The following is a 24,546-nucleotide window of genomic DNA, read 5'->3' on the forward strand; positions in this document are numbered from 1 at the left end:
CCGGAGCGGCCGCGCTCCAAGGGGGATGGACGCATGACCGAAGAGTTCGAGGCGGGCGGCGCGGTGCTGAACCGCACGCAGGTGAACGTGGTGCGGCTGACCGGGCTCGCCGGCATCATCGGCGGAATCCTGCTGATCATCGTGGCCGTCGTGGCCTGGGTGGGCGTGTCGTCGCAGTTGCGCGCGGAGAACATCGTGATCCCCGATGACGCGCCGATCCTCGCGGGCAAGGTCGTCGACGGACCGATCGACGCGTTCGTGCAGGCCGGCGTCATCGACATGCACGCGCGCGAGATGGCCGACGGCAAGACGTACGCGGAGCTCGATCAGGACGACCCGCTGCGGCCCGTCGTGATGAACGCCTCGTTCCTGCGCGCGTCCCTCTTCACCTCGGTGATCTCGTTCGGCATGGCGCTGTTCGCCGGCGGCGCGGGCGTGCTTTTCCTGCTGTTCGGCTGGGCGATCCGCACGATGGTGCCGCCACTGCCACGCAGTCGCTAACGCTCGCGCCCGGGCACGCTCGGTCGGCGCCCACGCTGCTCGGCTGTCGCCAGGCAGTGGACCGCGGGCGGTGGTCTGTGGTCTGTGGGCCGTGGACCGTGGGCCGTGGGCCGTGGGCCGTGGGCCGTGGGCCGTGCGCCGTGCGCCGTGGGCCGTGCGCGCCACTTCAGCCTCGTTGCGCCACTAGCGATGGCGCAACGACACCGAAGTGGCGCGCACGGAAGGCCTGGCCAGCGGGGCCGACGGGCAACGAGCAACGGGCAACGGGCAACGAGCCAACGGGCACCAGGGCCTGCGGGCCAACGGGGCACCAGGGCCAGCGGGCCAACAGGCACCACGGCACCACGGCACCACGGCACCACGGCCAACACGGCACCAGTGCCAGCACGGCAACGGCCGAAGGGCACCAGGCGCGCACACACCCCGCGCACACGCCCACCCACACACGCGCACCGGGGGCCGGCGCGAAGGTCGGCGCCGCCGCTAGTCGCCGGCCGCCTCCGACACCCCGGCTCCGGCAGCGCCCTCGGCCGCAGCTTCGGCCTTGACGCCGTTCGCCGCGGGCGACACTCGGCGTTCGAGCGCGATCGCGAGCACGCAGATGGCGGCGCAGCCGGCGATCATGACGGCGATGAACCATCCGGCCTGCCCCTCGCCGAGCAGCAGGCCCGCGGCGATCGGCCCCGTGATCGCGCCGCCCTGGAACGCGGCAGAGTTGATCGCGTTGTAGCGGCCCCGGTTGCGGTCGCTCGCGAGATCGTTGTAGATGGCGGGCACCGTCGGCTGCAGCATGGTCTCGCCGAAGGCGAAGACGCCCATGAACGCGAGTACACCGATCGCCGCGGCGAGCGAGTCGGGCAGCAGGCCGGTGGCGCCGAGCAGCAGCCACGACACCGCCCAGATGAGCGCCATGACCTGCATGACGCGAGTGCGGCGGCGCCCGCTGATCAGTCGCAGCACGGCGAACTGCAGCAGCACGATGACGGCGGTGTTGACGGCGAAGGAGAGCCCGACCACCCGCGTCGACACCTCGGACACCTGCCGGGCGAACGCGGGGAACCCGGCCTCCATCTGCCCGTAGCCGATGAACACGGAGATGAAGGTCAGCAGCGTGAGCCAGAGCACGGCGGGCTGCCGGAGAATCGCCCGGTATCCCGCGACGGGCACCTCGCCCGGCTCGGGGTCGCCCTGCGTGCGCACGCGGCGCAGCGGCCCGAGGAGGAGCGCCATGGGGATGAAGGTCGACACCGCGTCGACGAGGAAGATCGCCGTGAAGGTGCTCGGGTTGTGCACGTCGACGAAGAAGCCGCCGATGATGCCGCCGACGCCGATGCCGAGGTTCACGAGCGCGAAGTTCACGCCGAAGTACTGCTGCCGCACCTCGCCGTCGACGACGGTGGCGATGAGCGCGTTGAAGCCGGGCCAGGAGACGCCGAAGTTCACGCCGATGAGCACGAGCGCGACCGCCGCCACGGCGGGGTGGGTCGCGAAGGCGAGCAGCGTGCAGCCCGCGATCATCGCGGCGAGCCCGACGAGCAGCACCCGCTTGGCGCCGTAGCGGTCGATGAGGGTGCCGCCGGGGCCGGTGACGAGGAGCCCGGTGACCGCGATGAGGCTCATCAGCGCCCCGGAGAGGCCGAGGTCGAAGCCGCGCACCTCGTGCAGGTAGATGATCGTGAACGGCAGGGTCATGCCGCGGCCGAGCGTCTGGATGGCGACGGTGGAGAGCAGCCATCGCCCCTCGGTGGGGAGGGCCTGCCAGAAGGACTTCATGCCGGTCACCAGTGCATTCTGCCGGAGGCCGCCGACATCGGAGGATGCCGCGGCGCACGAACCGCGCCGCCGGGAAGAGATCCACTCGACGTACGGTTGAAGCTGCAGACGCAGGATTCGACGAAGGGGACCTCCATGCCTTTGAACGGCGAGTACGCACCGAGCACATCCGAGTGGGCGCGCAAGCAGGCGGAAGTCTTCGAGGCATCCGCCGGCGCCGAGGCCAACGAGCTGCGCGGCCGGCCGATCATCGTGCTGACCACGCTCGGCGCGAAGTCCGGCAAGCTGCGCAAGACGGCGCTCATGCGGGTGGAGCACGACGGCGAGTACGCCGTGGTCGCCTCGCGCGGCGGCGCGCCCGAGCATCCGCAGTGGTACTGGAACCTCAAGGCGCACCCCGAGGTCGAGCTGCAGGACGGCGACGAGAAGCACGACTACCTCGCCCGCGAGGTGGAGGGCGCCGAGCGCGAGGAGTGGTGGGCCCGGGCGAACGAGGCCTGGCCCGACTACGCGAACTACCAGGAGAAGACCGACCGGCAGATCCCGGTCTTCGTGCTCAGCCGGGCCTGAGCCCGCCGCGCCGCCTCACAGCCCGCGCATCGTGAAGACGCGGGCCAGTGCGGCGCGCGCCGGCGGCAGCGCGAGCACGCGCACGGCGAGGTTGCGCAGGGCGAGACGGATGCCTCGAGCCGGCCCGCCCATCGCCATGTTGAACGCCGCCCGGCGGATCGCCCGGGACGCCGCCCGGCGGCGGTGACGTTCGTACGGGCCGAAGGGCGCCGGGCCGCCCGCGCCCACCGCCGGGCCCGCGCCCACCGTCCCGCCGGCGCCCCCGCCCACCGCCGCGTCGGCGCCCGCGCCCGACGCCCCGCCGGCCGGCGACACCGCGGCGAGCACTCCGGCGAGCTCCTCCGCATCCCGGAAGCCGAGGCTCATGCCCTGCCCGCCGATCGGACTGATCTCGTGCGCCGCGTCGCCGACGAGCGCGACCCGCCCGGCCGCGAAGCGCGTGGCGAGCCGCTGCCGGGCGACGAAACCGCTCGGCTCGACGTCGCCGGCGAGGCGCACTCCGACGCGGCCCTCGACGAGCGAGGCGAACGCCGCGGCATCCGGCCAGTCGTGCGGAGCGGAACCGGAACGCGACCGACCGGGCCGCCCCAGGTGCGCGACCCAGCGGAGGCCGCCGGGGATCGGCAGCGCCTCGACGACCCCGCCCCGCTCGAAGCAGAGCCGGGCGGACGCCTCGGACCCCGCGGCGACGCCGCCCGCCCGAGGCCCGGTGACGTCCGCCATCGTGTAGCGGGCGCTCCCGCGGCGCAGCCGCCAGGCGATACCGAGCTCGGCGCGGAGTCGGCTGCGCACCCCGTCCGCGAGCACGGCGTAGTCGGCCGAGAGCTCCGTCGCGTCGGCGAGGCGAACCCGGACCCCCGCCGGCGCGGCGCGCTCGCCGGCCGGCGCGACGACCGCCACCGCCTCCGCCCCGCGCCTCAGCGCCCCCGGACGCAGCTCCGCGAGCCGTGCCTCGAGCGCAACCTCGACGAGGTGCTGCGGCACGGAGCGCACCGCCGCGTCGCCGGGGAAGCGCATCCGGCCGAGCACCCTCCCGTCGCACTCGACCTCGCCGCCGGTGATCGCCACGCTGCTCGACTCGAGCCGCTCGGCGACCCCCGCGGCCTCGAGCACCCGCCAGCCGGGCGCGTGCACGCCGACCGCCTTCGGCCGGGTCGCGATGCGGGTGCGGCGCTCGACGACGACGGGCTCGAGCCCGCGCTGTGCGAGCAGCACGGCGAGCAGCAACCCGACCGGCCCGCCGCCGACGATCACGACGTCGCCACGAACGGGAGCCCCGTCAGACACGCGAGCGCCCCGCGGCATCCGCCTGCCACACGAGCTCCAGCCGCGACGGGAACGCCCGTCGCACCCGCCAGCCCGCCGGCAGGATCGCCTCGAGCTCGGCGGCGGTGTGGCTGCGTCGGATCGAGGTCAGCCCGTCGGCGCGGATGAAGGATCCGCGCAGCAGGTTCGGCTCGAACGGCAGCGTGCCGAGCGCGAACGCCGCATAGGCCAGCCGGCTGCGCTCGAGGTCGGCGTGCACGACGGTGCCGCCGAGCTCGGCGAGCCGTTCCGAGTCGGCGAGCAGCGCGCCGAACTCCCGCCCGTCGAGGTGGTGCAGCACGTGGTTCGAGCAGACGAGGTCGAAGTGCTCGTCCGCCGCGGCGAGCTCCGCGGTCGTGGCGTCGAGCAGGGTGAGCCCCGGCGTCCCGGCGCCGGCGGCCTCCGCGAACGCGAGCGCCCGGCGGTCGGGATCGATCGCCGTGACCCGGAGACGCAGCCCGTCGGCCTCCGCCCAGCGCAGCCAGAGCAGCGGCAGATCGGCCGCGCCGGTGCCGACGTCGAGCAGTCGGGTCTCGAAGGCGGGCGAGAGCCGGGGGCGGATCCACCGCAGGTAGCGCTCGCGCGGCGCGGACACCGCCCGGTTCACGGGAGTGAAGCGGAGGTAGGTGCGGGCGAGGGTGTCGCCGTCGCAGTCGGGATCGTCCATCAGCTCGACCGCGTCGGCGTCCCGGCTGCCGAGCTCGCGCCACCAGCCCATCGCAGGCCTGCTCAGCCGGCCACGGTGAGGAGGGCGGACTCGACCGTGAGGCCGGGGCCGAAGGCCATCGCGGCGACACGCTCCCCCGGCATCGCCGGCCGCGCCGTCACCTCGCCGTCCGCGCCCGGCCGCGCCGCGGCCGCCCCGTCGAGGATGCGCCGCAGCACGAACAGCACGGTCGCGCTCGACATGTTGCCGTACTCGCGGAGGATGCCGCGGGCGGGCGCCAGCTGCGCCTCGCTCAGCGCCAGCCGCGCCTCCACCTTGTCGAGGATGCTGCGTCCGCCGGGGTGGATGGCCCAGTGCTCGACGGCCTCGCTCGAGGCATCCGCGGCGAGCGCGGCCGCGAGCCCGTCCTCCTGGGCGAACAACGGTTCGAGGGCGCCGGTGATGTGCGCGTCGATGATCGCCGGCACGGCCGTCGAGAGCACCATCTCGAAGCCGTGGTCGCCGATCTTCCAGGCCATGTCGCCCTCGCCGACCGGCGTGATCCGGGTGGCGAAGCCGTCGAGCAGGTAGGCGGGCTCGCCGGGCTCGGGCTCGCGGGTGCTCACGACGGCGGCCCCCGCGCCGTCGGCGAAGAGCGAGGAGGCGACGATCGTGTCGGGGTCGTTCGAGGCGCGCAGGTGCAGCGTGCAGAGCTCGACCGAGACGACGAGCACGACGGCGTCGGCATCCGCCTCGCAGAGCTGGCTCGCCAACCGCAGCGCGGGGATCGCCGCGTAGCAGCCCATGAAGCCGAGGTGGTAGCGCTGCACCCCCGGGTCGAGGCCGAGGTCGCGGGCGAGGACGTAGTCCGGTCCGGGGGCGTAGAAGCCGGTGCAGCTCACCGTGATGACGTGCGTCACGTCGGCGGCCTCGAGTCCGGGCGTCGCTGCGATCGCCGCGGCCCCCGCCTCGAGGTAGAGCCGGGTGGCGTGCTCGATGTACAGCTCGTTGCGCGCCTTCGTGCCCGGCAGCAGCAGCTCGCCGCTCGCCGCGTCGTAGAACTCCGGCTCATCGGAGCGCGCGGCGCGGGTGAGCTCGGCGAGCACGGTGTGCCGGGTCTCGATGCCCGACACGTCGAAGCTCGTGGTGACGATGCGTTGGCCGAGCCGGTTCAGGCCGGGTTGCGCGGCGAACACGTCGCGAACCTCGGGCTGCACGAGGACCGTCGCCGGGACGACGGTCGAAAGGCCCCTCAGGGTGACGCGCATGGTCCGCAGTCTAGGTGCCGGGTCGAGCCGGGCACCATGGGGTTGTGCTCCGGTTGGAAGCTCTTCCCAGGCGAGGCATCCGTCAGTAGCGTGGGCAGTGCGGCGACGCCGCCGCACAGATTGCGGCCGCGCCGCGCGGCCGCCTGGCATCCGGGGGGATCCATGGCGAACGAGCCGACAGGCAAGCCGGCGTTCTCGGGAAAGATCGCACTCGACGTGCGCGATGCGGTGGCCGACTGGGCGCCGTACGAGCAGCCGAAGGCGCCCGAGGGGGCTCCGAACATCCTGGTCATCCTGTACGACGACACGGGCATGGCCTCGTGGTCGCCGTACGGCGGCCGCATCAACATGCCGACGCTCGACCGGCTCGCCGAGAACGGCCTGACCTACACGCAGTGGCACACGACCGCGCTCTGCTCGCCGACGCGCTCGACGTTCCTCACCGGCCGCAACCACCACGTGAACGGCATGGGCAACATCATGGAGGGAACGAACGGCTTCCCGGGGCTCTCCGGCCACATCCCGGACGAATGCGCCACCATCGGCCAAGTCCTGCAGCAGAACGGCTACTCGACGTTCTGGGTCGGCAAGAACCACAACGTCCCGGAAGAGGACGTCTCGGCCGGCGGCAGCAAGGCGCAGTGGCCGCTCGCGATGGGCTTCGACCGCTTCTACGGCTTCCTCGGCGGCGAGACGAACAACTGGTACCCCGACCTCGTCGAGGACAACCGCTTCATCGAGCCGCCGTACACCCCCGAGGAGGGCTACCACCTCTCGAAGGATCTCGCCGATCAGACCATCCGGATGATCCGCGACCAGAAGTCCTCGAACCCCTCGAAGCCCTGGTACACCTGGTTCTGCCCCGGCGCGAACCACGCCCCGCACCACGCGCCCGAGGAGTACATCGACAAGTACCGCGGCAAGTTCGACGACGGCTACGACGCCTACCGCACCTGGGTGCTGGAGCGGATGGTCGAGCGAGGCATCCTGCCCGAGGGCACCGAGCTGACCCCGTTCAACCCGATGCCGGAGGACCAGGCCAACCCGGCCGACTGGGTGAAGCCGTGGGCGGAGCTCTCCGCCGACGAGCAGCGGCTCTTCAGCCGCATGGCCGAAGTGTTCGCGGGCTTCAGCGAGTACACCGACGCGCAGATCGGCCGCGTCGTCGACTACCTCGAGGCATCCGGTCAGCTCGACAACACGCTCATCTTCTACTGCGCCGACAACGGCGCGTCCGGCGAGGGCTCGCCGGACGGCTCGGTGAACGAGAACAAGTTCTTCAACGGCTTCCCCGACGACCTCGCCGAGAACCTCGCGAAGATCGACGTGCTCGGCGGCCCGGAGACCTACAACCACTACCCCACGGGCTGGGCGGCGGCGTTCTCGACGCCGTTCCAGATGTTCAAGCGGTACTCGCAATTCTCGGGCGGCACGTGCGACCCGATGATCGTGCACTGGCCCGCCGGCATCCGCGCGAAGGGCGAGGTGCGTCACCAGTACCACCACTCCACCGACATCGTTGCGACGATCCTCGACGTCATCGGCATCGAGTTCCCGAGCGTGTTCCGCGGGGTCGAGCAGCGCCCGCTCGACGGGGTCTCGATGAAGTACAGCTTCGACGCGGCCCCCGACGCGCCGACCGAGAAGCAGGTGCAGTACTACGCGATGCTCGGCACGCGCGGCATCTGGAAGGACGGCTGGAAAGCGGCCGCCATCCACGCCCCGCTGACCGGGCACGGCCGCTTCGACGAAGATCGCTGGGAGCTCTACCACGTCGACGCCGACCGCTCGGAGTCGACGGACCTCGCCGCCGAGCACCCCGAGAAGCTGCAGGAGCTCATCGACGCCTGGTTCGCCGAGGCCGAGAAGAGCTTCGTGCTCCCGCTCGACGACCGTTCGGCCCGCGATCAGCTGACGATCGAGCGCCCGCAGGCGGAACCGCCGCGCACCCGCTACGTGTACTACCCGGACACGGGCGCCGTGCCGGAGAGCGTGGCCGTGAACGTGCGCGGCCGCTCGTTCAAGATCATCGCGGACGTGCGCGTCGAGGCGGGCACGAGGGGCGTCATCTTCGCGCACGGCTCGCGCTTCGGCGGGCACTCCCTGTTCCTGAAGGACGGCAAGCTGCACTACGTGTACAACTTCCTCGGCATCCCGCCGGAGCAGCATTTCGTCTCGGAGGCGCTGGAGCCCGGCGACCACGCGCTCGGCATGGAGTTCGTGCGCGAGTCGGCCGGCGAGCACGGCGAGTCGATCGGCACCTGCAAGCTCTACGTCGACGACCAGGTCGTCGCGGAGGGGCCGATGCGGGCACAGGTGGGCAAGTTCACGCTCTGCGGCGACGGGCTCTGCGTCGGATACGACAGCGCGGATGCCGTCAGCAGCGAGTACACGAACCCGTTCCCGTTCGAGGGCGGCGAGCTGCTCGGCGTCGCGGTCGACGTGAGCGAGGAGCAGTACCTCGACCTCGAGCTTGAGGCGCTCGCCGCACTCGCCCGCGAGTGATCACCGCCTGAAACACCGAGTTGCCCGACTTTCATGAAAGTCGGGCAACTCGGTATTCAACGCAGGGTTGCCCGACTTTCATGAAAGTCGGGCAACCCTGCGTGTGGCTCCGGGTCAGCCGAGGAGCTTGGCCTTGGCGGCCGCGAACTCCTCGGGGGAGATGAGCCCCTGCTGCTGCAGCGTCGCGAGCTTCTGCAGCTCGCCGACGAGGTCGACGCCGGGAGCCGCGGCCCCGGCGGGCGCCGCCGCTTGAGCTGCGGGTGCCTGCGCGGCCGCCGCCTGCGCCGCCGCCTGCTGCATCGCCTCCTGTTGCTGAGCCGCCTGGTACTGCTCGGCCTCGTACTGCTCCTGCGCCTTCTCCTGCTGGCGCCGGGCCATCCCGCCCGACACCGCGGTCGCAGTGCCGGCGACCACCGCGGTGCGCGCCGCGAGGCCGATCAGCCCCGGGCGTCCGACTCGCCTGATGAACGGCATCGCCGCCTCCTACTCCGCCTCGGTGCTCGCCTCGGCGAGCACCTGGTTCACGACCGGCGCGGGAATCCGCACCGACTCCAGCACGACGCCGCCCGCCTCCGCGAAGCGCGAGGCGAGCCGCTTGGCCCAGACGAGCTCGACCGCGAGCAGCACCGCCGAGGTGCCGGGCTCGATCGTCTCGGCGAACTCCGCGACGTCGTCGTGCCCGACGAGCCCGCTCGCGGGCAGCTCGAGCGCGGTCACGTCGAGCTCGTCGCCGAGATCCTCGATCTCGATCGCCTCGAGACCGCCGTCCTGATCGCGCGAGACGAGCAGCGCGTCGAGCAACCGGATCTGCCCGGCCTCCACGAGCTCCGCCAGCGCGTCGAGCGTGCCGCCCGAGGGCCGCTCGTTCTGCAGTGCCACGACCACGATCTCGACCGGGCCGTACTCGAATTCCGCCATGAATCCCCCCTTTTGTCCGTGAGCTTAGGCCCGCTCGCGTTCGGGCGGAACCCCCGAGAGCCGGCGCAGCGGCCGCGGCAGCCGGCCCACCTGTTCCACGATCGGCTTCGGGTCACCTGCACGGTACGCGATGAGCGCGGCGTGATAGGCGGCGATATCCGTGAGCAGACCGGCCGAGACGGGCACGACGACCGAGCGGGCGACCTCATTGCGAAGCATCGCTTGCCCGAGCGCCCGCACGGTGCGGCTGTTCCCATCGGTGAATGAAGGCGCTCTCTCCCCCGCTGCAAATGCCGGAGAGGCAGAATAGAGGTCGTGCACGCCTTCAAGACGGTCCACGCGGAGCCCCGGGATTCTGTTGAATCCCCAGTGTTCCGGGTGAACTTCTGGCAGCGCAATTCTCCCGGGGCCGCGTGGAGTTTGGACGCGTATGTTCTCACCGACATCCGCGACGTCAACGAGGTGCTCCGCTGGGTCGATCTTCATGCCGATGGGCGCCGGTTCGAGGTCTTCGCCGAAATGGATCCGGAGCCGGTCGGAGCGTTCCAAGAACCACGCACAACTTCCCTGCTCCGTCTCATCGGAGAGGATCCGAACGCTGGTGATTCGGTCCCGATCGGCCAATTTATCGAGAACTAGTCTCGGGCGGGAGAATTCGGTTAGGCCCGCTCGCGTTCGGGCGGAACCCCCGAGAGCCGGCGCAGCACTGCGGCGCGCGGATCGGGCTCCACGAGCAGCGCCCGCACGAGCAGCGTGAGCGGGATGCACAGGATCGCCCCGATCGGCCCGATGACGAGCGCCCAGAACACGACCGAGAAGAAGGTGAGCGTGAGGCTGAGGCCGACGGCGTCGCTCACGAACTTCGGCTGCACGAGCACCTGCAGCACCACGTTGATGGCGCTGTAGGCGAGCACCACGACGAGCGCGAGCGGCCAGCCGCCGACGACGAGCGCGAGCACGGCGGGCGGGATCACGCCGATCACGAAGCCGATGTTCGGGATGAAGTTCGTGACGAAGGCGAGGATCGCCCAGACAAGCGGAGCCGGGATGCCGAGCGCCCACAGCAGCAGCCCGTCGAGCACCGCGACGACGGCGCCGAAACTCGCGTTCACGACGTAATAGCGGCGCACGCCCATGAAGTACCGGCCCGCGACGACGTCGCCCACGCCGCCGCCGAACACCGCGCCGCCGCGGCGGAAGCCCGAGGCATCCGCCGCCATGAAGATGACGTAGGCCAGCACGAAGAAGAACGCCGTCGCGAAGCCCAGCACCGCGTCGGCGATGGAGGCCGCGATCGGCACCAGCGTCGCCGGATCGAGGGCGGATGCCGCGGCGGAGGCCGTGGCATCCGTCGCGCCGAGCGACTCGAGCCAGCCCGCGATCTCGGTCGCCGTGCGCTGCAGCTCGTCGGCGTAGTCCGGCAGCATCGCCACGAACTGGGCCGAGGCGACGAGGAGCAGCAGCGCGAGCGCCGCGAGGATCAGATACGCCACCACGATCACCGCGGTCGTCGCGAGCCAGCTCGGCCACCCCCGCCGCTCGAGGGGGAAGCGCACGGGGTGCGCGATGATCACGACCACCGCGGCCACCGCCGCGGGGGCGAGCACGTCGCGCGCCATCCAGACCCCCGCGAGCACGACGACCGTGGCGGCGAGGGTCAGCAGCACCCGGGTGCCGTGCGCGAGTCCGCCCGCTGCAGCGGGCGGCGAGGCGGGCTCGAGCGGCGAGGCGGGCGCGGGCGCGGGCGGCGGCGCGGGCGCGGGCGGCGGCGCGGGCGGCAGGGCGGGCGCGGGCGGCGGGGCGCTCATCAGAACTGCCCGATCCCCTTGCCGATGACGACGACGCCGATCACGAGGAGCAGCACGGCCATCACGGTCGCGTTGTTGTGCACGAGCCAGTGCCGCAGCGACTCCAGCGGACCGGCCATCTTCGCGGAGGCGACGAGGTAGGCGATCACCGGTACGGCGACCGAGCAGGCGGCGACGACCGTGAAGATCACGATCGCGAGGGTCGACTCGCCTCCGCTGAGACCCGCGGTGCCGATCGTGACCCCGGCGGCGACCGCCATCAGGAGATTCTTCGGGTTCACCGCGGAGAGCAGGAAGCCGAGCCCGGCGCCCTTCACGGCGTTCAGCTGGTCGATGGCCGACATCCACTTCGGCATCGGCGGCTCGGCGCCGCCCGTCGGCCGCGAACGCCACTGCTTCACCGCGAGGAGCAGCAGCAGCACCCCGAGCACGATCTGGATGGTGCCCGCGATCGGCTTCGAGGCGTCGGGGTCGGAGGCCGGGATGATCGCGCCGAGCAGGGTGAACACGACGACCGCGACGACGATGCCGAGCACCCAGCCGAGGAGGAAGCCGACGCTCGTGCCCTTCGCCTTCGGCGAGAGCAGCATCAGGATGGCCGCGATGATCGGGATCGGGCTGATCGCGATACCGAGGGCGAGCGGCAGGGTGCTGCCGATGACGCCGTTCATGCGTGCGCCTCCTTCTTCACCTCGGGGAGCCGCCAACTGCCGTCGAACCAGGGTTCGAGCGGGCCGTAGAGCCGCAGCATCGGGAACCAGCTCTTGCCCGGCGCCGTCTGGATCCAGTTCGACTCGTGCCCGTCGGGCGCCGTCGGGCCGAACCGGAGCACGAAACTGCCGTCCTCCTCCGCCTGCACCGTGCCGTCGAGACTCGAGATCGCCGGGTGGGGCGTCGACGGCACCTGCAGCAGGGAGCGGGTCTGGGTGTCGTAGAGGTCGATCGACCAGAAGTTCTTGGCGGGCGGGTCCGCGGGAATGCGGAGCGAGTACGTCGCTCCGCCGTCGAGCACCTTCCCTTCGGCGTCCTCCGCCGTGTAGGCGTAGGCGGAACCGGCGCCGACCTCCGCATGCGACATCGCGGGGGTGATCACCGTGGCGAAGTAGTGGAACTGCGTGCGCGCGTCGAGGAGCCGGGCGCCGTTCCGCAGGAACTCGAAGCTGCCGCCGACGAAGGCGTTCTTCCAGGAGACGCCCTCCCAGAAGAACGCGGCTGGATCGCGCGGCTTGTAGACGAGCGCGCGGGCGATCGCGGCGCCGAGCTTCGCCCCCCGGTCGAGGATGCCGAGGCGGTGCGCGTCGGGGGTGAAGGGCTGCCCGTGCACGATGCCGAGGGCGGCCAGCTGGCCGGCTCGCTCCACGTCGAGCGCCTCGACGGGCTCCTCCTGCACGAGCTCGTCGATCTCGCGGAAGAACTCGGCGTCGTTCGAGTGCACCGTGTTGATCTTCGCACCCGCGATGTTCACGAAGACGTTCTCGCGGGGGGCGTCGGCCTCGGAGAGCGGGTAGATCCGGGTCTGCTCCATCGCCGGCACCCCGCCGAGCGCGCGCAGCACGACCCAGTTCGCGTAGGTCGGGCTCTCATAACTGAAGTAGCCCTCCGGGCGCTCGCCGTCGTAGCCGGGCGGCAGGAAGAGGTACTTGCCGCCGGCCCCGCGGTCGGGCCCGGGGATGCCCATGTCGGCGACGTAGCGGAACCAGAAGTCGTCGACGACGCAGAGCGACTGCGGCGGCGCCTCGATCACGGTCGGCCCCCAGGCGCGGAGGTCGAGGAAGGTCGTCCCGTAGGTCGTCTCGGTGTTCGGCGTGAGGTACAGGCCGCCCGAGTTCGCGCGCGGGTCGGTGATGCCGATGACGTCCGGGCCGGTCAGGCCCGCCGCCCGCAGGCCGCGGCGCAGCGCCACCAGCGAGGCCCCGGGCATCGCGTTGAGGAACGCCTCCACGGCGCGCATGAGGTCGAGCCCGTCGTACAGCGTCGCGACGCTGGCGTCGAGGGGCACCCCGTCGAAGAGCTCGATCCTCCCGAACGGGGTGTCGAGCTCGCCCGGTGTGCTGAGCCGCTCGACCGCCTCGGCGAGCTCTCGCTCGCTCATACTCTTCGCTGCCTGTTCCATGGCCATTCGGTCCCCCCGGTCCTTCGTCTCGATCTCGGTCTCGGTCGGCTCAGGCGCCGCCGTGCTCGGTGGCGGCCTGCGCCGTGTCGCCGGCGAGCGCCGCCAGCGCCGCGCGGTTCGTCTCGTAGCTCGCCCGGTCACCGAGCAGGCCGAGGTGCTCGAGCCGCGCCTTCGCGTCCGGTCGCACCCGACTGAAGCTCAGGTCGATGTGCGCTCGCTCGAGCCAGGCCAGCAGCGCCTCGAAGCTCTCGGCGCCCGTCACGTCGACGTCGGTGACCGCCTCCATGTCGACCACGAGGTGGCGCACCGGCCCGTTGCCGGCCGCCTCAGCGCGCTCGACCGCCCGCTTCACCGCGTCGCTGAAGACCGAGCCGTTCGCGAAGAACAGCGGAGCGGCGAGCCGGACCACGACGACGCCGGGTGCGGTCACCTGCCCCTTCGGCGCCTCGTCGAGCAGCGAGTCCGTCGGTTCGCCGCTCGACGCGAGCACGTCGATGGCCGGGTTCGCGGCCCGCTTCGCGAGGTTCACGAGCGCGAGCACGAAGGCCACCACGATGCCGGGGATGGAGCCGATGAAGAGCGTGACGAGGAAGCAGACCGCGCCGACGACGAATTCGAAGCGATCGGCCTTCCACAGCCCGATGAAGTCGCGGATGCCGAGCAAGGGCAGGATCGCGACGCCGACGATCGCCCCGATCGCGGGGCTCGGGATGTCGGCGAGCAGCGCTGTGCCGAAGAGGAGCAGGAGCAGCGTGCCGACGGCGAGCACGAGGGACGGCAGCTGGGTGCGCGAACCGGCCTGGTCCATCGCGGCGGTGCGGGAGGTCGAGGAGCCGACGGCGAAGCTGCCCGAGGCGCCGGCGGCGAGGTTGCCGAGGCCGAAGGCGAAGAGGTCCCGGTTCGGGTTCGTCGGATACCCGCGCTTCTCCCCGTAGGAGCGGGAGACGAGCAGCCCCTCGGCCGTCGTGACCAGGGTGAGCGCGATCGCCGAGGGGATCAGCATGAGCCAGGTCGTCCAGTCGACGATGGGCCAGGTGAGCGCCGGCGGCCCGGCGGGCACCTCGCCGAGCACCGAGACGCCGGCGTCGTCGAGGCTCGCGACGACGACCACGACCGTCGCGACGACGAGCACGACGAGGGCCCAAGGCACCATGGGAAGGAAGCGCTTGCCGGCGAGCAGCACGATCACCGAGAGCACGGAGATCTCGAGCGAGACGAGGTTCGTCGTGCCGAAGCCGGTGACGAGGCCGGCGACCTTGTCGACGAACTCACCGCCGGAATCGATCTTCACGCCGAGCATCTTCGCCACCTGGCTGACCAGGATGTCGAGCGCGAGGCCGCCGACGAAGCCGACGAGGATCGGCTTCGAGAGGAAGTTGGCGAGGAAGCCGAGCTTGAATACGGCGAGCAGCAGGAACATGATGCCGCAGAGCACCGCCTGGGCGAGGGCGAGCGTCGCGTAGTCGTCGCTGCCGGCCACGGCGAGGCCGCCGATGGAGCTCGCGACGAGGGCGGCCGCCGCGGCATCCGGCGACGCGATGAGCTGCCGACTCGACACGGTGAGCGCGTAGACCACCGTCGGCACGATGAGCGCGTAGAGCCCCGCCGTCGCCGGCAGCCCGGCGATCTGCGCATAGCCGATGTTCAGCGGGATGGCGATGGCGATGAGCGTCACGCCCGCGACGAGCTCGCGGACGAGGTTGTGGCGCGTCAGTCCGGCCAATGGTCGTTGCACGTGATCCCCCCTCACGATCCCGCCGGGGCGGCCGTCGCTTCGGGGCCTGAACGTCCGCGCGGGTGCACGACGAGCTCGGGCGCCTTCGTGACGATCAGCCAGACCGGCAGCACGATCACGCACAACAGTGGCAGAACGAGGGGGTCCCCGACCAGAGCGACGGCGACGAAGATCGCGATCCAGCCGTCTTTCGTGGCCGCGAGCACGATGCCGAGCGCCCCGCAGGCGATCGCGAGCGACATGGGCACCCCGGGGATCAGCGCATAGCCCAGGAGTCCGAGCGCGACACCGATGAACACGGCCGGGAAGATGCGGCCGCCGCGGAAGCCGGCCGCGGCCGCGACGACGAGCGCGACGATCTTGATGCCCGCGAAGAGCGCGAGCTGGGCGGGGGCGTACCGCTCCGGATGCTCGATCAGCTCCCCCGTCTGCTCGAGGCCTTTGAACAGGGTCATCGGGCCGCCGATCATGCCGAGGACGCCGAGCGCGAGCCCGCCGAGCGTCGTGTACAGCAGCGGGTGCTTCAGCGAGTGGAACGCCCGGTGCAGGATCGGCAGCAGCCAGGCGGCCAGGATGCCGGCGAGGGCCGAGCCCGCGGCGATGACGAGGCCCGTGAGCACGAAGACCGGTTCGACCTCGCCCATCGGGGATACCGTGAACGAGATCGAGGAGCCGCCGAGCAGGTGCATCGTGACCGCGCCGGCGCCGGCGGCGGCGAGCGGCAGGAACAGCTTGTCCCAGAGGGCGCCCCCGGCCTTCACCGCGGCGACCGTCCCCGTCAGCACGAGGGCGGCGGCGACGGGGGTGCCGAACAGCGCGCCGATGGTCGCGGAGACGGCGAGCAACACGACGAGCTGCTGCGGCACGGCCTTGCTCGACCGAGCGAGCAGGGTGACCGCGAGGGCCGTGTTGATCGCGATGATCGGGTTCTCGGGGCCGAGGCTCACCCCGCCGGCGAGGCTCAGCGTCACGGCGACGAGGAGGCCCGGCACGACGAGGATCGGCATCGGCGGCGCGTCGAGCTCGGTCGTCGCCGAGTCGACGCCGGCGTGCCCCGGGACGAACTGCACGACGAGGCCGACGGCCGCGCCCGTGGCGGTGAGCACGACGAGGATCCACCAGGGGGTCGCCGCGTCGGCGCCGAAGGCCCCGGGGAGCAGCTCCCACAGCACCACGTGCAGCTGCTCCGCGAGCAGGTCGACGAGCCAGAGCACGACGGCGGAGACGATGCCGATGACGAGGGCCGGGATGGAGAGCAGCAGCAGTCGGCGCACCGTCGGAGTGCCCGGCGCCTCGAAAGCGGGGGTGGCCTGCATGCTCGGCTCCTTCCGATCGCGCCGATCAGGTCTGGAACGGCGGGGTGAGCGGCGCGGCGGGCGGATCGCTCGTCACGGTCGCGGGGATGCCTCGCCCGGCCAGCGCCTCGGCGAGCGAGTCGACCACGGCGGAGCTGACGGTCGTGCCGTGCTTCGGGTGATGCCAGAAGCGCACCCGGTAGATCTGGCGTTCGGGCGAGCGGCTGCGGCTCAGCACGTCGACGCGCTCCCGCTGGTGCACGCCCTCGACGGCGCGCACCGCCTCGGTGATGGCCTCGGGCATCCCGTCCGCCGCTGCGCCGACGCGCACCTCGACCTCGCTGCGCCGGGCCCCGTGCGCGCTCTCGTTGACGAGGGGCTGCTGTAGCACGGCACCGTTCGGCAGGTGCACGATGCGCCCGTCGAAGGTCTTCACGACGACCGCGCGCCCGTTGAGCTCGACGACTTCGCCCTCGATGTCGTCGCTCGTGAGCACGTCGCCGACCTCGATCGGCCGGCGCGTCTGCAGCACGACGCCGGCGGCGAAGTTGTCGGCGATGCCGCGCAGCACGAGCACGAGGACGACGGCGACGATGAGGGCGATCGCGAGCAGGGGCTGCACGGAGGCGCCGAGGAAGCCGAGCGCGACCCCGACGCCGAGGAGGATGAGCGCGTACACGACGACGCGGACGATCGCGGTGCGCACCGCCTCGCCGAGCGAGGGCAGACGCGCGAGCAGCCGGGTGAGGCCTCGACGGGCGAGCCGGGAGAGCACCCAGCCGGCGACGAGGGAGAGGGCGGCGAAGAGCAGGCTCCAGCCGTCGATGTCGAGCGACGCGACCCACTCCGCCATGCGATCCCCCCTTGCGGCCGAGCGTAGCGCGTTGGAAGGACTACTGACACGACACGCCGTAGCGCGCTATGGTGCAGACGGAAGCATCATCCGGGGGGAACGCGGGCCAGTCCGCGATGCGAGCCCGAGTGCTCCCTCCGGCCGCGGCAGCGGTCGCGATCCTCGAATCGGAAGGGCTCACTCATGAGTTTCTGGCAGAGCTTCTGGGACATCATCTGGTGGACCATCTGGATCTTCGCGTTCTTCGCGTACCTCTGGGCGGTCATCGCGATCATCACCGACCTGTTCCGCGATCACCAGCTCAACGGCTGGTGGAAGGCCGTCTGGATCATCTTCCTGTTGTTCTTCCCGTTCGTGACGGCGCTGATCTATCTGATCGCCCGCGGCCGCGGCATGGCCGAGCGCGCGCAGAAGGACGCCGTGCAGGCGCAGCAGGTGACGGCCGAGTACATCCGGCAGGCCGCCGGCACCTCGGCGAGCCCCGCCGACGAGATCGCCAAGGCCAAGGCCCTGCTCGACTCGGGCACCATCACGCCGCAGGAGTACGACCTCCTGAAGGCGAAGGCGCTCGCCCACCAGGGCTGATCGCGCACCGACGACGGGGCCGGATGCCGAGCGGCATCCGGCCCCGTCGTCGGTGCGGGCGGCCTAGTCGGCGCGGGGCTCGGCGAGCAGGCTCGCGAGGCGCTCGAGCGACCCGGGGACGAGGGCGTAGTAGGCCCAGCTGCCGCGCCTGGTCCGGCTGAGGAAGCCGGCTTCGGTGAGGATCTTGAGGTGGTGCGAGACCGTCGGCTGCGAGAGCCCGGTGGGCTCGGTCAGGTCGCAGACGCACGCCTCCTGACCGTCCGCCGCGGCGACGATCGAGATCAGCAGCACGCGCGTGGGGTCGCCGAGCGCCTTGAACAGGGCGGCGGTGCTCGCGGCCTGCTCGGGAGTGATCGGCGCGCTCGTCGCGGGGGCGCAGCAGGACTCCTGCTGGATCACGGGCAGCTCGATGACGTCGGCCATCACCCCAGCCTACGCCATATTGACATTCATCGATATGGGATGGATGCTTGCTGCATCGATGTTCTTCGATGCCGAGGAGGCACCCGTGACCCTGACCGACCTCACGACCCCGAGCCTGCGCGCGGATCCGCTCGACGGGCTCCCGGTCGCGATCATCGGCGCCGGCCCGATCGGGATGGCGGCCGCGGCGAACCTGGCCGAACGCGGCATCCCGTTCGAGATCTTCGAGGCCGGCGACTCCATCGCCGCCTCGATCGGCCAATGGGGCCACACCCGGCTGTTCTCGCCGTGGCGGCACCTCGTCGACCCGGCGTCGCGTCGGCTCCTCGAAGCCACGGGCTGGGCGGCCCCGAAGGAGGATGGCCTGCCGACCGGCTTCGAGCTCGTCGACGCGTACCTTCGCCCGCTCGCCGCACTGCCCGCGATCGCCGACCACCTCACGACCGGCGCGCGAGTGACGGCAGTCAGTCGCGACGGCGCGGACCGCACCCGCACGAGCGGACGCGAGCGCACCGCCTTCCTGCTCCGCGTGACCGGCATCGACGGAGCGGCGGAGATCCGGGCCCGGGCCGTGCTCGACGCCTCCGGCACCTACCGCACCCCGAACTCGCTGGCGTCGTCCGGGCTCGACCCGCTCGGGGCCGAGGAGGCGCAGGAGTTCCTCTCCCACGCACTGCCCGACGTCCTCGGACGCGAACGCGAACGGTTCGCCGGCCGCCACACGATCGTCGTCGGCGCCGGGCACTCGGCCGCGAACACGCTGCTCGCCCTCGCCGAGCTCGCACGCTCCGCGCCGGACACCACGATCACCTGGGTCATCCGCACCGGCTCCGCCGTCCGAGTGAGCTCCTCCCCCGACGACGAGCTGCCCGCACGTGCCTCCATCGGCGGACGCCTCGAGAAACTCGTCGCCGGCGGGCAGGTCCGGCTCGTCGATCGATTCGAGACCCTGCGGCTCCGTCGGCAGGGCGACCGAGTCACCCTCGTCGGTCGCCGCGGCGACACCCTCAGAGAGCTGACGGCGGACGTCATCGTGAATGCCACCGGATTCCGCCCCGACCTCGACCTGCTCCGCGAGATCCGGCTCTCCCTCGACGAGGTCGTCGAGGCACCACGACGGCTCGCGCCGCTGATCGATCCGAACGTGCACTCCTGCGGCACCGTGCGGCCGCACGGCTTCGTGGAGCTCGAGCACCCGGAGCCCGGCTTCTTCCTCGCCGGCATGAAGTCGTACGGGCGCGCCCCGACGTTCCTGCTGGCGACCGGCTACGAGCAGGTGCGCTCGATCGTCGCGCACCTGGCCGGCGACCACGCCGCCGCCGCGCACGTCGAACTCGTCCTGCCCGCGACCGGCGTGTGCTCTTCGAGCATCGGTGAGTCCGCGAGCGCGAGCACCTCGTGCTGCGGCCCCGCAGCGCCCTCGAGTTGCGCGTAGCATCCATCCGTTCACCCGAATCAGAGAGCATTGACCCATGAGCACCCGACCCACCGTCCTCTTCGTCTGCGTCCACAACGCCGGCCGCAGCCAGATGGCCGCCGGCTACGCCCGAGCCCTGTCCGGCGGCCGGGTCGACGTCCGATCCGGCGGCTCCGAACCGGGCACCGCGATCAACCCCGCGGCGATCGAGGCGATGCGCGAGGAGGGCATCGACATCAGCGAGGCGGTCCCGCAGCTGTTGCAGACCGATGACGTGCGCGCGGCCGACGCGGTCATCACGATGGGCTGCGGCGACGCCTGCCCGATCTTCCCCGGCAAGCGCTACGAGGACTGGGAGCTGGAAGACCCGGCGGGCAAAGACCTCGAGACGGTGCGCCGAGTCCGCGACGACATCAAGCGACGGGTGCGCGCGCTGCTCGAGGAGCTCGACCCCACGCTGGTCGCCTGAACGCACCACGCTTCCGCGACGAGGCGTGGCGCATACCCGCAAAACCTGGCAAGACGCTGAGCACGTCTGGCATCCCAAATGCCAACCTCCGCTACCTTGCCCGCTATGAACCCGATACTCTCACTACCGATGCGCGCGCTCGTCGCGCTCCTCGCCCTGTTCGCCCTGCTCGCCTCGCTCTCGGTCCTGCCCGCGGGGCCGGCGCGGGCCGACGACGCCACCGAGGGCTACCCGCGCCTCGGCGCGGGGAGCGAGTCCCGCATGGGGCATCCGATCGCCTGGAGCGGCTCGCGGGCGTTCCCGCAGCTGTTCGCGCTCTACTCCCGTCCCGGCGACCAGCCCGACCTGTTCGCCTACTGCATCGAGGTCCTCGTTCCCGCCGGCTTCGGCGACGGTCTCGCCGTCGGCGGCTGGGACACCTTCCCCGGCGACAACCGGTTCGCCACCGACGAGCGAGTGCGCGAACAGGTCTCCTGGATCATCGCGAACTCGTACCCGACCCTGTCGCTCTCCGAGTACGCCGCGGCCACCGGCCTCCCCGGCCTCACTCGCGAAGAGGCGATCACCGGCACGCAGGTGGCGATCTGGCAGCTCACGGATGCCGCGCCGGCCCCCGCTGCGTTCGAATACCGCGGCCTCGCGACGCGGGGCGGGATCGACGTCGCCTCCCCCGCCGCGCAGCGGGTGCAAGCGCTCGTCGACCACCTCACGGGCGACGCCAATGTCGGCCTCGCCGAGTCGGTGCTGCCCGAGCTCACCCTCGATCCCGCCGTGCAGCAGGGCGACGCCGGGAGCCTCGTCGGCCCGGTGACGATCACCGCCACAGCGGGCGAGCTCCTGCTCAGCAGCTCGTCGGACGACCCGCTCGTCACGGCCGACGGGACACCGGTCGACCCGACCGCGCCGCCTCGCGACACGGCACTGTTCCTCGATGTGCCCGCCGACGCTGCCGCAGGATCGGCCACCCTGACCGCGCGGCTCACGGGCGTGGCGCACGAGGGCCTCCTGCTGAGCTCGGCCGACCCCGCCGTGCGTCGGCAGACCCTGATCATCGCCGACAGCGGGCGCAGCTCGGTCGAGGCGAGCGCCGCGCTGTCCTGGCTCGGTGGCCACACTCCGCCCGAGCGGCCCGAGGAGCCGGGCACCCCGTCGACTCCGCCGACGCCGGCCGGTCCCGGAACGCCGGTGACCCCGAGCACGCCGCCGACGGGCACGCCGGAGCACCCGGCCCCGGTTCCGCGCACGGCGGACGCCGCCCCGGTCGCGAACACGGACGGTCGGCTCGCGGAGACGGGCGCCGACCCCCTCCTCCCGGCGCTCGGAGCGGTCGCGCTCTTCGCCGCGGGCACGCTGGTGATGCTGATCCGGCGGCTGCAGCGAGGCCGGCGCGAGCTGGCCTGATCACGTCCGAGGGGCGGGCCGCCCTGCGGTCCCGCCCCTCGGCCGGGCGTTCAGCTCGTCGCGACTCCCGCGTCCGCCTCGAGGGCAGGGGATTCGTCGCCCGCGACTCCGCCCGCCGCGCCGGCCGTGCGGAGGAAGACGATGATCCAGCTGAAGATCAGGCAGGCGGCGACGAGCTCGACCGCCGTCAGGTTGTAGTACCCGGTGAAGAAGAACACCGCCATCACGACGATCACCACGACGTAGACGTAGCCGAGGCCGACGAACACCCGCGGCACCGTGCGGATGAGCCAGGGCAGGAACACGACGATCGCCGCGAAGCACACCGCCATGCCGGTCGCGACCGTGTTGTGCAGCAGGAAGAAACGGTCGACGGGGAAGATCCCCACGCAGGCGAGGAAGACGCCGATGAGGACCAGGCCGAGCCGCACGAGGTCACGGCCCCGTCGGTCGGGCGGATTGCCGGCGGGCAGCGTCGCCGTCGCGTACCGCGCGATGATCGTGACGATCGCGCCGGCGACGATGAGCGTCAGGTTAAACGCCATCGCCGAGATGTCGTTGGTCATGCCGAGCGCCGAGAGGTTCTCCTTCCACCAGTGCGGATCGCTCGCGGAGAGCATGCTCGCGAGCGCACCGACCACGAGGAACACCGCCAGCACGAGCGAGAGCAGCATCGGCGTCATCCGGGCCGCCGAGAGGAAGCAGATGTACCCGGTCAGCGCCATCGCGACCGCGGCGAGCCCAGCTCCCGGCAGCGTGAACACGACCGCGTCGCGGAAGCAGAACTCGAGCACCGTGGCGAGCGCGAACCAGCTGAGCAGCGCGATCGCCCCGTGCGCGATCGCGAGCGCGGCCACGTCGAACCAGTGCAGGCGAGCGCCCGGCACGGAGAGGCCCCGGCCGATCTCCCGGCGGAGCGCGGGATTGGCGGTGCGCCGCACGAGCACCCGGCCGAGCACGAAGGCGACGACCGCGACGACCGCCCCCGCGATGCCGACGAACTCGCCGAGCGAACCCTGACCGCCCGCGATCGGCAGGTCGCGCCCCCAGAAGAAGGCGAGGGCGACGAGCCCGCCGACGACGAAGAACGCGCTGCCGATCAGGAGCGCCACCGACTCCAGCGATTCGGCACTCTCGGCGGGATGCCGCAGCGCGGCCCGCAACGAGACGGGATCTTCATGCTGCCGGGGCTTCGGACGTGCCGGCTGCTCCTGCGTCGTACTCATGGCGCCTCCCCCACGGCGCGCCCGACCGCCGGTCGCGCTCGGCACCACTCTAGGGCGCGGGTCGGCGGTGAGCGCGGACCTTCATCGGGACGCGTGCCGAGTCCGGAGTCCGATCATCGGGCGCGGATCAGCGGATGCCTCGGCGCGGCCGGAGTGAACGTCCCCCTCGGCGAGCGGCGAGCAGGAGCAGCCCTGCCCCGGCGAGCACCGTGGCGACCACCGCGGGCGCACCCACCTCGACCCCGGTCTCGGGCAGGTGCGGGCGGAACCGCGCCGCGTTCGGCGAGGCCAGCCACGGACCCACGCCCGCCGCGTTCGCCGCCGCGACCTCGGCGACGACGTCGACCCCGTCGGCGACCCCGGTGAACTCCTGCGGCGCGGGCGCGCCGAGCACCACGCGCTCCGCCAGTGGTTCGCCGGCCGCCGTGCGGAGGCGGACCACGTAGGACTCGATCCCCGGCTGCGCGTCGGTCCACCCGACCTCGACTCGGCGGTCGCCCTCCGTGAGGCTCACCTGCTGGACCGCCGCCGGGAGGCCGTCCACCGGGCCCACGACGATCTGGCCAGTGAGGTTGTCGAAGCCGACCGAACGGCCGACGAAGAAGACGTTGCCGGTGTTGAAGTACGGGCCGCTCGCGGCGAGCGCCGCGGCATCCTCCGCCTCGCCCGGCGGCGTGGTGCCAGTCGGCCGGTACAGCCCGGCGGCGCGGTAGCCGTCGGCGACGGTGCGGGTCCAGAACGGCGCCCCGCCGGGGGTCGCGAAGGAGATCGGCGTGCCCGCGTTCAGATGCGCGATCTCCTCGGCACCCCCACCCGGGAACGGTGTCGGCGAGGGGATCGGCGTCGCCCACGCCTCGAAGTCCCCCATCATCACCGCGCCGCGCTCCCCGGAATCGATGGTCGTGGGCAGGCAGTTCATGACTGTGTCGATCGACCAGCAGCTCTCGACCTGCTTCGTGAACGTCGGGTGGTCGCTGTCGGGGTAGATGCCGCCCGTCAGCGGGGCTTGGAAGACGGCATCCGCCTCGCCCACGACGGGTGCGCCGAGCGTCAGCGTGCCGATCCGCTCCCCCCGCGCGGTGGGGGCGTGCGTGACCCGGATGGTGTGGCCGTCGCCGGCGCCGTCGGGCAATTGAGCGATCGCCGACCACCAGGGGTACTGCGTCTCACCGGCCTCACCCCAGGTGCGAAGTCCCTGACTCACGCCGAGGATGCCGTCGAGACCGTCGTCGCCGCCCAGGCAGTCGGTCGGCTCGCACCGGTGGGCGAGCACGAACGGCAGCCGTGCGGGAGCCGCGCCGCCGATGGCGACGTCGGCGAGCGCGACGTGCCCGAAGACGTGCGCACCGTTGTAGTCGGGATCCGCGGCGACCTCGGTCCGCTCGACGGTGGTGTCGCCCTCGAGCCGGTTCGGGTAGACGACGAGTCCCTCCGACCCGGTGTCGAGCAGGAGGGTGAGCGGGCGCTCGCCCACCTGCACCTCCACGGCGGGCAGGAAGGTGCCGTCCCGGAGCGATTCGGCGATGATCGGCACCTCGACGGGATCGCCGAGCGGTTCGGCGAGCGCCGCCGTCGACGCGGTGGTCGCGGCCGCGCCGGCGAGCACGGCCCCCGCGACGGCCAGGGCCGCGTTCCTCAGCATCCGTCCGCGCATGCCCGTCCCCCGTCGTCACGATCGTCGCGACGCCATCCCGAGACGCCGCGTACGCACCCTACCCATGCGCGGCACACCCGC

Annotated in this window: 24 protein-coding genes; 8 read left to right on the forward strand and 16 right to left on the reverse strand. The window is 72.0% G+C overall.

The window, feature by feature from the left end; translation table 11 throughout:
- Positions 1-33: 33 nt before the first annotated feature.
- Entirely contained in the window at positions 34-501 is a 468-nt protein-coding gene (locus M3147_RS09795; RefSeq protein WP_189084139.1) for an aromatic ring-opening dioxygenase LigA, read from the forward strand.
- Between the two features lie 483 nt (positions 502-984).
- Here the strand turns inward: M3147_RS09795 and M3147_RS09800 are convergent, their stop codons facing one another.
- Complete coding sequence (locus M3147_RS09800) at positions 985-2,274, reverse strand: MFS transporter (protein WP_251203319.1); 1,290 nt, start codon at positions 2,272-2,274, stop codon at positions 985-987.
- 135 nt (positions 2,275-2,409) lie between these two features.
- Here M3147_RS09800 and M3147_RS09805 point away from each other — a divergent pair, with 135 nt between their 5' ends.
- Positions 2,410-2,844: a nitroreductase family deazaflavin-dependent oxidoreductase gene (locus M3147_RS09805; protein WP_251203273.1), complete on the forward strand. Its 435-nt coding sequence runs from the start codon at positions 2,410-2,412 to the stop codon at positions 2,842-2,844.
- Positions 2,845-2,859: 15 nt separating this feature from the next.
- Here M3147_RS09805 and M3147_RS09810 read toward each other — a convergent pair whose 3' ends face one another.
- Genes M3147_RS09810 through M3147_RS09820 form a run of 3 tightly spaced genes read right to left on the reverse strand, consistent with a single transcriptional unit; the run spans position 2,860 to position 6,063 of the window.
- The gene (locus tag M3147_RS09810; RefSeq protein WP_251203274.1) at positions 2,860-4,131 is read right to left on the reverse strand and encodes an FAD-dependent oxidoreductase; all 1,272 of its coding nucleotides are present in this window, start codon (positions 4,129-4,131) and stop codon (positions 2,860-2,862) included.
- Entirely contained in the window at positions 4,124-4,867 is a 744-nt protein-coding gene (locus tag M3147_RS09815) for a methyltransferase domain-containing protein (protein ID WP_251203275.1), read from the reverse strand. The genes M3147_RS09810 and M3147_RS09815 overlap by 8 nt, the downstream gene beginning before the upstream one ends.
- 11 nt (positions 4,868-4,878) lie before the next feature.
- A complete protein-coding gene (locus M3147_RS09820) occupies positions 4,879-6,063 on the reverse strand; it encodes a type III polyketide synthase (protein ID WP_251203276.1) in 1,185 nt (394 codons plus the stop codon).
- A 162-nt stretch (positions 6,064-6,225) separates the two neighbouring features.
- On the opposite strand from M3147_RS09820, the gene M3147_RS09825 reads away from it, so the two are divergent.
- Positions 6,226-8,568 carry an arylsulfatase gene (locus M3147_RS09825; protein WP_251203277.1) on the forward strand — a complete coding sequence of 781 codons (2,343 nt, stop codon included), beginning with the start codon at positions 6,226-6,228 and terminating at the stop codon, positions 8,566-8,568.
- A 114-nt stretch (positions 8,569-8,682) separates the two neighbouring features.
- On the opposite strand, the gene M3147_RS09830 is transcribed toward M3147_RS09825, so the two are convergent.
- Genes M3147_RS09830 through M3147_RS09840 form a run of 3 tightly spaced genes read right to left on the reverse strand, consistent with a single transcriptional unit; the run spans position 8,683 to position 9,705 of the window.
- Positions 8,683-9,042: an SHOCT domain-containing protein gene (locus M3147_RS09830; RefSeq protein WP_251203278.1), complete on the reverse strand. Its 360-nt coding sequence runs from the start codon at positions 9,040-9,042 to the stop codon at positions 8,683-8,685.
- A 9-nt stretch (positions 9,043-9,051) separates the two neighbouring features.
- Complete coding sequence (locus M3147_RS09835; RefSeq protein WP_251203279.1) at positions 9,052-9,486, reverse strand: DUF6325 family protein; 435 nt, start codon at positions 9,484-9,486, stop codon at positions 9,052-9,054.
- Positions 9,487-9,510: 24 nt separating this feature from the next.
- Positions 9,511-9,705, reverse strand: coding sequence for a hypothetical protein (locus M3147_RS09840; RefSeq protein WP_251203280.1), 195 nt, complete (start codon positions 9,703-9,705; stop codon positions 9,511-9,513).
- Between the two features lie 96 nt (positions 9,706-9,801).
- Here M3147_RS09840 and M3147_RS09845 point away from each other — a divergent pair, with 96 nt between their 5' ends.
- Positions 9,802-10,125 (forward strand): hypothetical protein, encoded by a 324-nt coding sequence (locus M3147_RS09845; protein WP_251203281.1) that lies wholly within the window; start codon positions 9,802-9,804, stop codon positions 10,123-10,125.
- A 20-nt stretch (positions 10,126-10,145) separates the two neighbouring features.
- Here M3147_RS09845 and M3147_RS09850 read toward each other — a convergent pair whose 3' ends face one another.
- From M3147_RS09850 to M3147_RS09875, 6 genes are all read right to left on the reverse strand, one after another.
- Positions 10,146-11,294, reverse strand: a complete 1,149-nt coding sequence (locus M3147_RS09850) for an AI-2E family transporter (protein WP_251203282.1) — start codon at positions 11,292-11,294, stop codon at positions 10,146-10,148.
- Positions 11,294-11,965 carry a GAP family protein gene (locus tag M3147_RS09855; RefSeq protein WP_251203283.1) on the reverse strand — a complete coding sequence of 224 codons (672 nt, stop codon included), beginning with the start codon at positions 11,963-11,965 and terminating at the stop codon, positions 11,294-11,296. The genes M3147_RS09850 and M3147_RS09855 overlap by 1 nt, the downstream gene beginning before the upstream one ends.
- Entirely contained in the window at positions 11,962-13,386 is a 1,425-nt protein-coding gene (locus M3147_RS09860) for a DUF1254 domain-containing protein (protein WP_251203284.1), read from the reverse strand. Before M3147_RS09860 ends, M3147_RS09855 begins: the two co-directional genes overlap by 4 nt.
- 70 nt (positions 13,387-13,456) lie before the next feature.
- Positions 13,457-15,142, reverse strand: a complete 1,686-nt coding sequence (locus M3147_RS09865) for a SulP family inorganic anion transporter (RefSeq protein WP_251203285.1) — start codon at positions 15,140-15,142, stop codon at positions 13,457-13,459.
- Between the two features lie 11 nt (positions 15,143-15,153).
- Complete coding sequence (locus tag M3147_RS09870) at positions 15,154-16,458, reverse strand: ion channel protein (RefSeq protein ID WP_251203286.1); 1,305 nt, start codon at positions 16,456-16,458, stop codon at positions 15,154-15,156.
- A 25-nt stretch (positions 16,459-16,483) separates the two neighbouring features.
- The gene (locus tag M3147_RS09875; protein ID WP_251203287.1) at positions 16,484-17,290 is read right to left on the reverse strand and encodes a mechanosensitive ion channel family protein; all 807 of its coding nucleotides are present in this window, start codon (positions 17,288-17,290) and stop codon (positions 16,484-16,486) included.
- Between the two features lie 183 nt (positions 17,291-17,473).
- Between M3147_RS09875 and M3147_RS09880 the strand changes: the two genes are divergently transcribed.
- Positions 17,474-17,875: an SHOCT domain-containing protein gene (locus M3147_RS09880; RefSeq protein ID WP_251203288.1), complete on the forward strand. Its 402-nt coding sequence runs from the start codon at positions 17,474-17,476 to the stop codon at positions 17,873-17,875.
- A gap of 63 nt (positions 17,876-17,938) precedes the next feature.
- On the opposite strand, the gene M3147_RS09885 is transcribed toward M3147_RS09880, so the two are convergent.
- Positions 17,939-18,298, reverse strand: a complete 360-nt coding sequence (locus M3147_RS09885; RefSeq protein ID WP_251203289.1) for an ArsR/SmtB family transcription factor — start codon at positions 18,296-18,298, stop codon at positions 17,939-17,941.
- An 85-nt stretch (positions 18,299-18,383) separates the two neighbouring features.
- Here M3147_RS09885 and M3147_RS09890 point away from each other — a divergent pair, with 85 nt between their 5' ends.
- The 3 genes from M3147_RS09890 (at position 18,384) to M3147_RS09900 (ending at position 21,585) form a co-directional block, all read left to right on the forward strand.
- A complete protein-coding gene (locus tag M3147_RS09890; protein ID WP_251203290.1) occupies positions 18,384-19,733 on the forward strand; it encodes an NAD(P)-binding domain-containing protein in 1,350 nt (449 codons plus the stop codon).
- 37 nt (positions 19,734-19,770) lie between these two features.
- On the forward strand, positions 19,771-20,184 hold the full coding sequence (locus M3147_RS09895) for an arsenate reductase ArsC (protein WP_251203291.1): 414 nt from the start codon (positions 19,771-19,773) through the stop codon (positions 20,182-20,184).
- Positions 20,185-20,289: 105 nt separating this feature from the next.
- Positions 20,290-21,585: a thioester domain-containing protein gene (locus M3147_RS09900; RefSeq protein WP_251203292.1), complete on the forward strand. Its 1,296-nt coding sequence runs from the start codon at positions 20,290-20,292 to the stop codon at positions 21,583-21,585.
- 50 nt (positions 21,586-21,635) lie between these two features.
- Here M3147_RS09900 and M3147_RS09905 read toward each other — a convergent pair whose 3' ends face one another.
- Both M3147_RS09905 and M3147_RS09910 read right to left on the reverse strand, forming a co-directional pair.
- The gene (locus tag M3147_RS09905; RefSeq protein ID WP_251203293.1) at positions 21,636-22,811 is read right to left on the reverse strand and encodes a DUF998 domain-containing protein; all 1,176 of its coding nucleotides are present in this window, start codon (positions 22,809-22,811) and stop codon (positions 21,636-21,638) included.
- A 127-nt stretch (positions 22,812-22,938) separates the two neighbouring features.
- Positions 22,939-24,453 (reverse strand): hypothetical protein, encoded by a 1,515-nt coding sequence (locus M3147_RS09910; protein WP_251203294.1) that lies wholly within the window; start codon positions 24,451-24,453, stop codon positions 22,939-22,941.
- Between the last annotated feature and the right edge of the window lie 93 nt (positions 24,454-24,546).

Source organism: Agromyces mediolanus, from assembly GCF_023715325.1.
In the GTDB taxonomy this organism is placed as follows: domain Bacteria; phylum Actinomycetota; class Actinomycetes; order Actinomycetales; family Microbacteriaceae; genus Agromyces; species Agromyces mediolanus_A.

Bases quoted from the DNA above. Each gene is read 5' to 3' on its own strand.
- M3147_RS09795 (WP_189084139.1), top strand. From the start codon at position 34: ATGACCGAAGAGTTCGAGGCGGGCGGCGCGGTGCTGAACCGCACGCAG.
- M3147_RS09800 (WP_251203319.1), bottom strand. From the start codon at position 2,274: ATGAAGTCCTTCTGGCAGGCCCTCCCCACCGAGGGGCGATGGCTGCTC.
- M3147_RS09805 (WP_251203273.1), top strand. From the start codon at position 2,410: ATGCCTTTGAACGGCGAGTACGCACCGAGCACATCCGAGTGGGCGCGC.
- M3147_RS09815 (WP_251203275.1), bottom strand. From the start codon at position 4,867: ATGGGCTGGTGGCGCGAGCTCGGCAGCCGGGACGCCGACGCGGTCGAG.
- M3147_RS09820 (WP_251203276.1), bottom strand. From the start codon at position 6,063: ATGCGCGTCACCCTGAGGGGCCTTTCGACCGTCGTCCCGGCGACGGTC.
- M3147_RS09825 (WP_251203277.1), top strand. From the start codon at position 6,226: ATGGCGAACGAGCCGACAGGCAAGCCGGCGTTCTCGGGAAAGATCGCA.
- M3147_RS09830 (WP_251203278.1), bottom strand. From the start codon at position 9,042: ATGCCGTTCATCAGGCGAGTCGGACGCCCGGGGCTGATCGGCCTCGCG.
- M3147_RS09835 (WP_251203279.1), bottom strand. From the start codon at position 9,486: ATGGCGGAATTCGAGTACGGCCCGGTCGAGATCGTGGTCGTGGCACTG.
- M3147_RS09840 (WP_251203280.1), bottom strand. From the start codon at position 9,705: ATGCTTCGCAATGAGGTCGCCCGCTCGGTCGTCGTGCCCGTCTCGGCC.
- M3147_RS09850 (WP_251203282.1), bottom strand. From the start codon at position 11,294: ATGAGCGCCCCGCCGCCCGCGCCCGCCCTGCCGCCCGCGCCGCCGCCC.
- M3147_RS09855 (WP_251203283.1), bottom strand. From the start codon at position 11,965: ATGAACGGCGTCATCGGCAGCACCCTGCCGCTCGCCCTCGGTATCGCG.
- M3147_RS09860 (WP_251203284.1), bottom strand. From the start codon at position 13,386: ATGAGCGAGCGAGAGCTCGCCGAGGCGGTCGAGCGGCTCAGCACACCG.
- M3147_RS09870 (WP_251203286.1), bottom strand. From the start codon at position 16,458: ATGCAGGCCACCCCCGCTTTCGAGGCGCCGGGCACTCCGACGGTGCGC.
- M3147_RS09875 (WP_251203287.1), bottom strand. From the start codon at position 17,290: ATGGCGGAGTGGGTCGCGTCGCTCGACATCGACGGCTGGAGCCTGCTC.
- M3147_RS09880 (WP_251203288.1), top strand. From the start codon at position 17,474: ATGAGTTTCTGGCAGAGCTTCTGGGACATCATCTGGTGGACCATCTGG.
- M3147_RS09885 (WP_251203289.1), bottom strand. From the start codon at position 18,298: ATGGCCGACGTCATCGAGCTGCCCGTGATCCAGCAGGAGTCCTGCTGC.
- M3147_RS09895 (WP_251203291.1), top strand. From the start codon at position 19,771: ATGAGCACCCGACCCACCGTCCTCTTCGTCTGCGTCCACAACGCCGGC.
- M3147_RS09900 (WP_251203292.1), top strand. From the start codon at position 20,290: ATGAACCCGATACTCTCACTACCGATGCGCGCGCTCGTCGCGCTCCTC.
- M3147_RS09905 (WP_251203293.1), bottom strand. From the start codon at position 22,811: ATGAGTACGACGCAGGAGCAGCCGGCACGTCCGAAGCCCCGGCAGCAT.
- M3147_RS09910 (WP_251203294.1), bottom strand. From the start codon at position 24,453: ATGCTGAGGAACGCGGCCCTGGCCGTCGCGGGGGCCGTGCTCGCCGGC.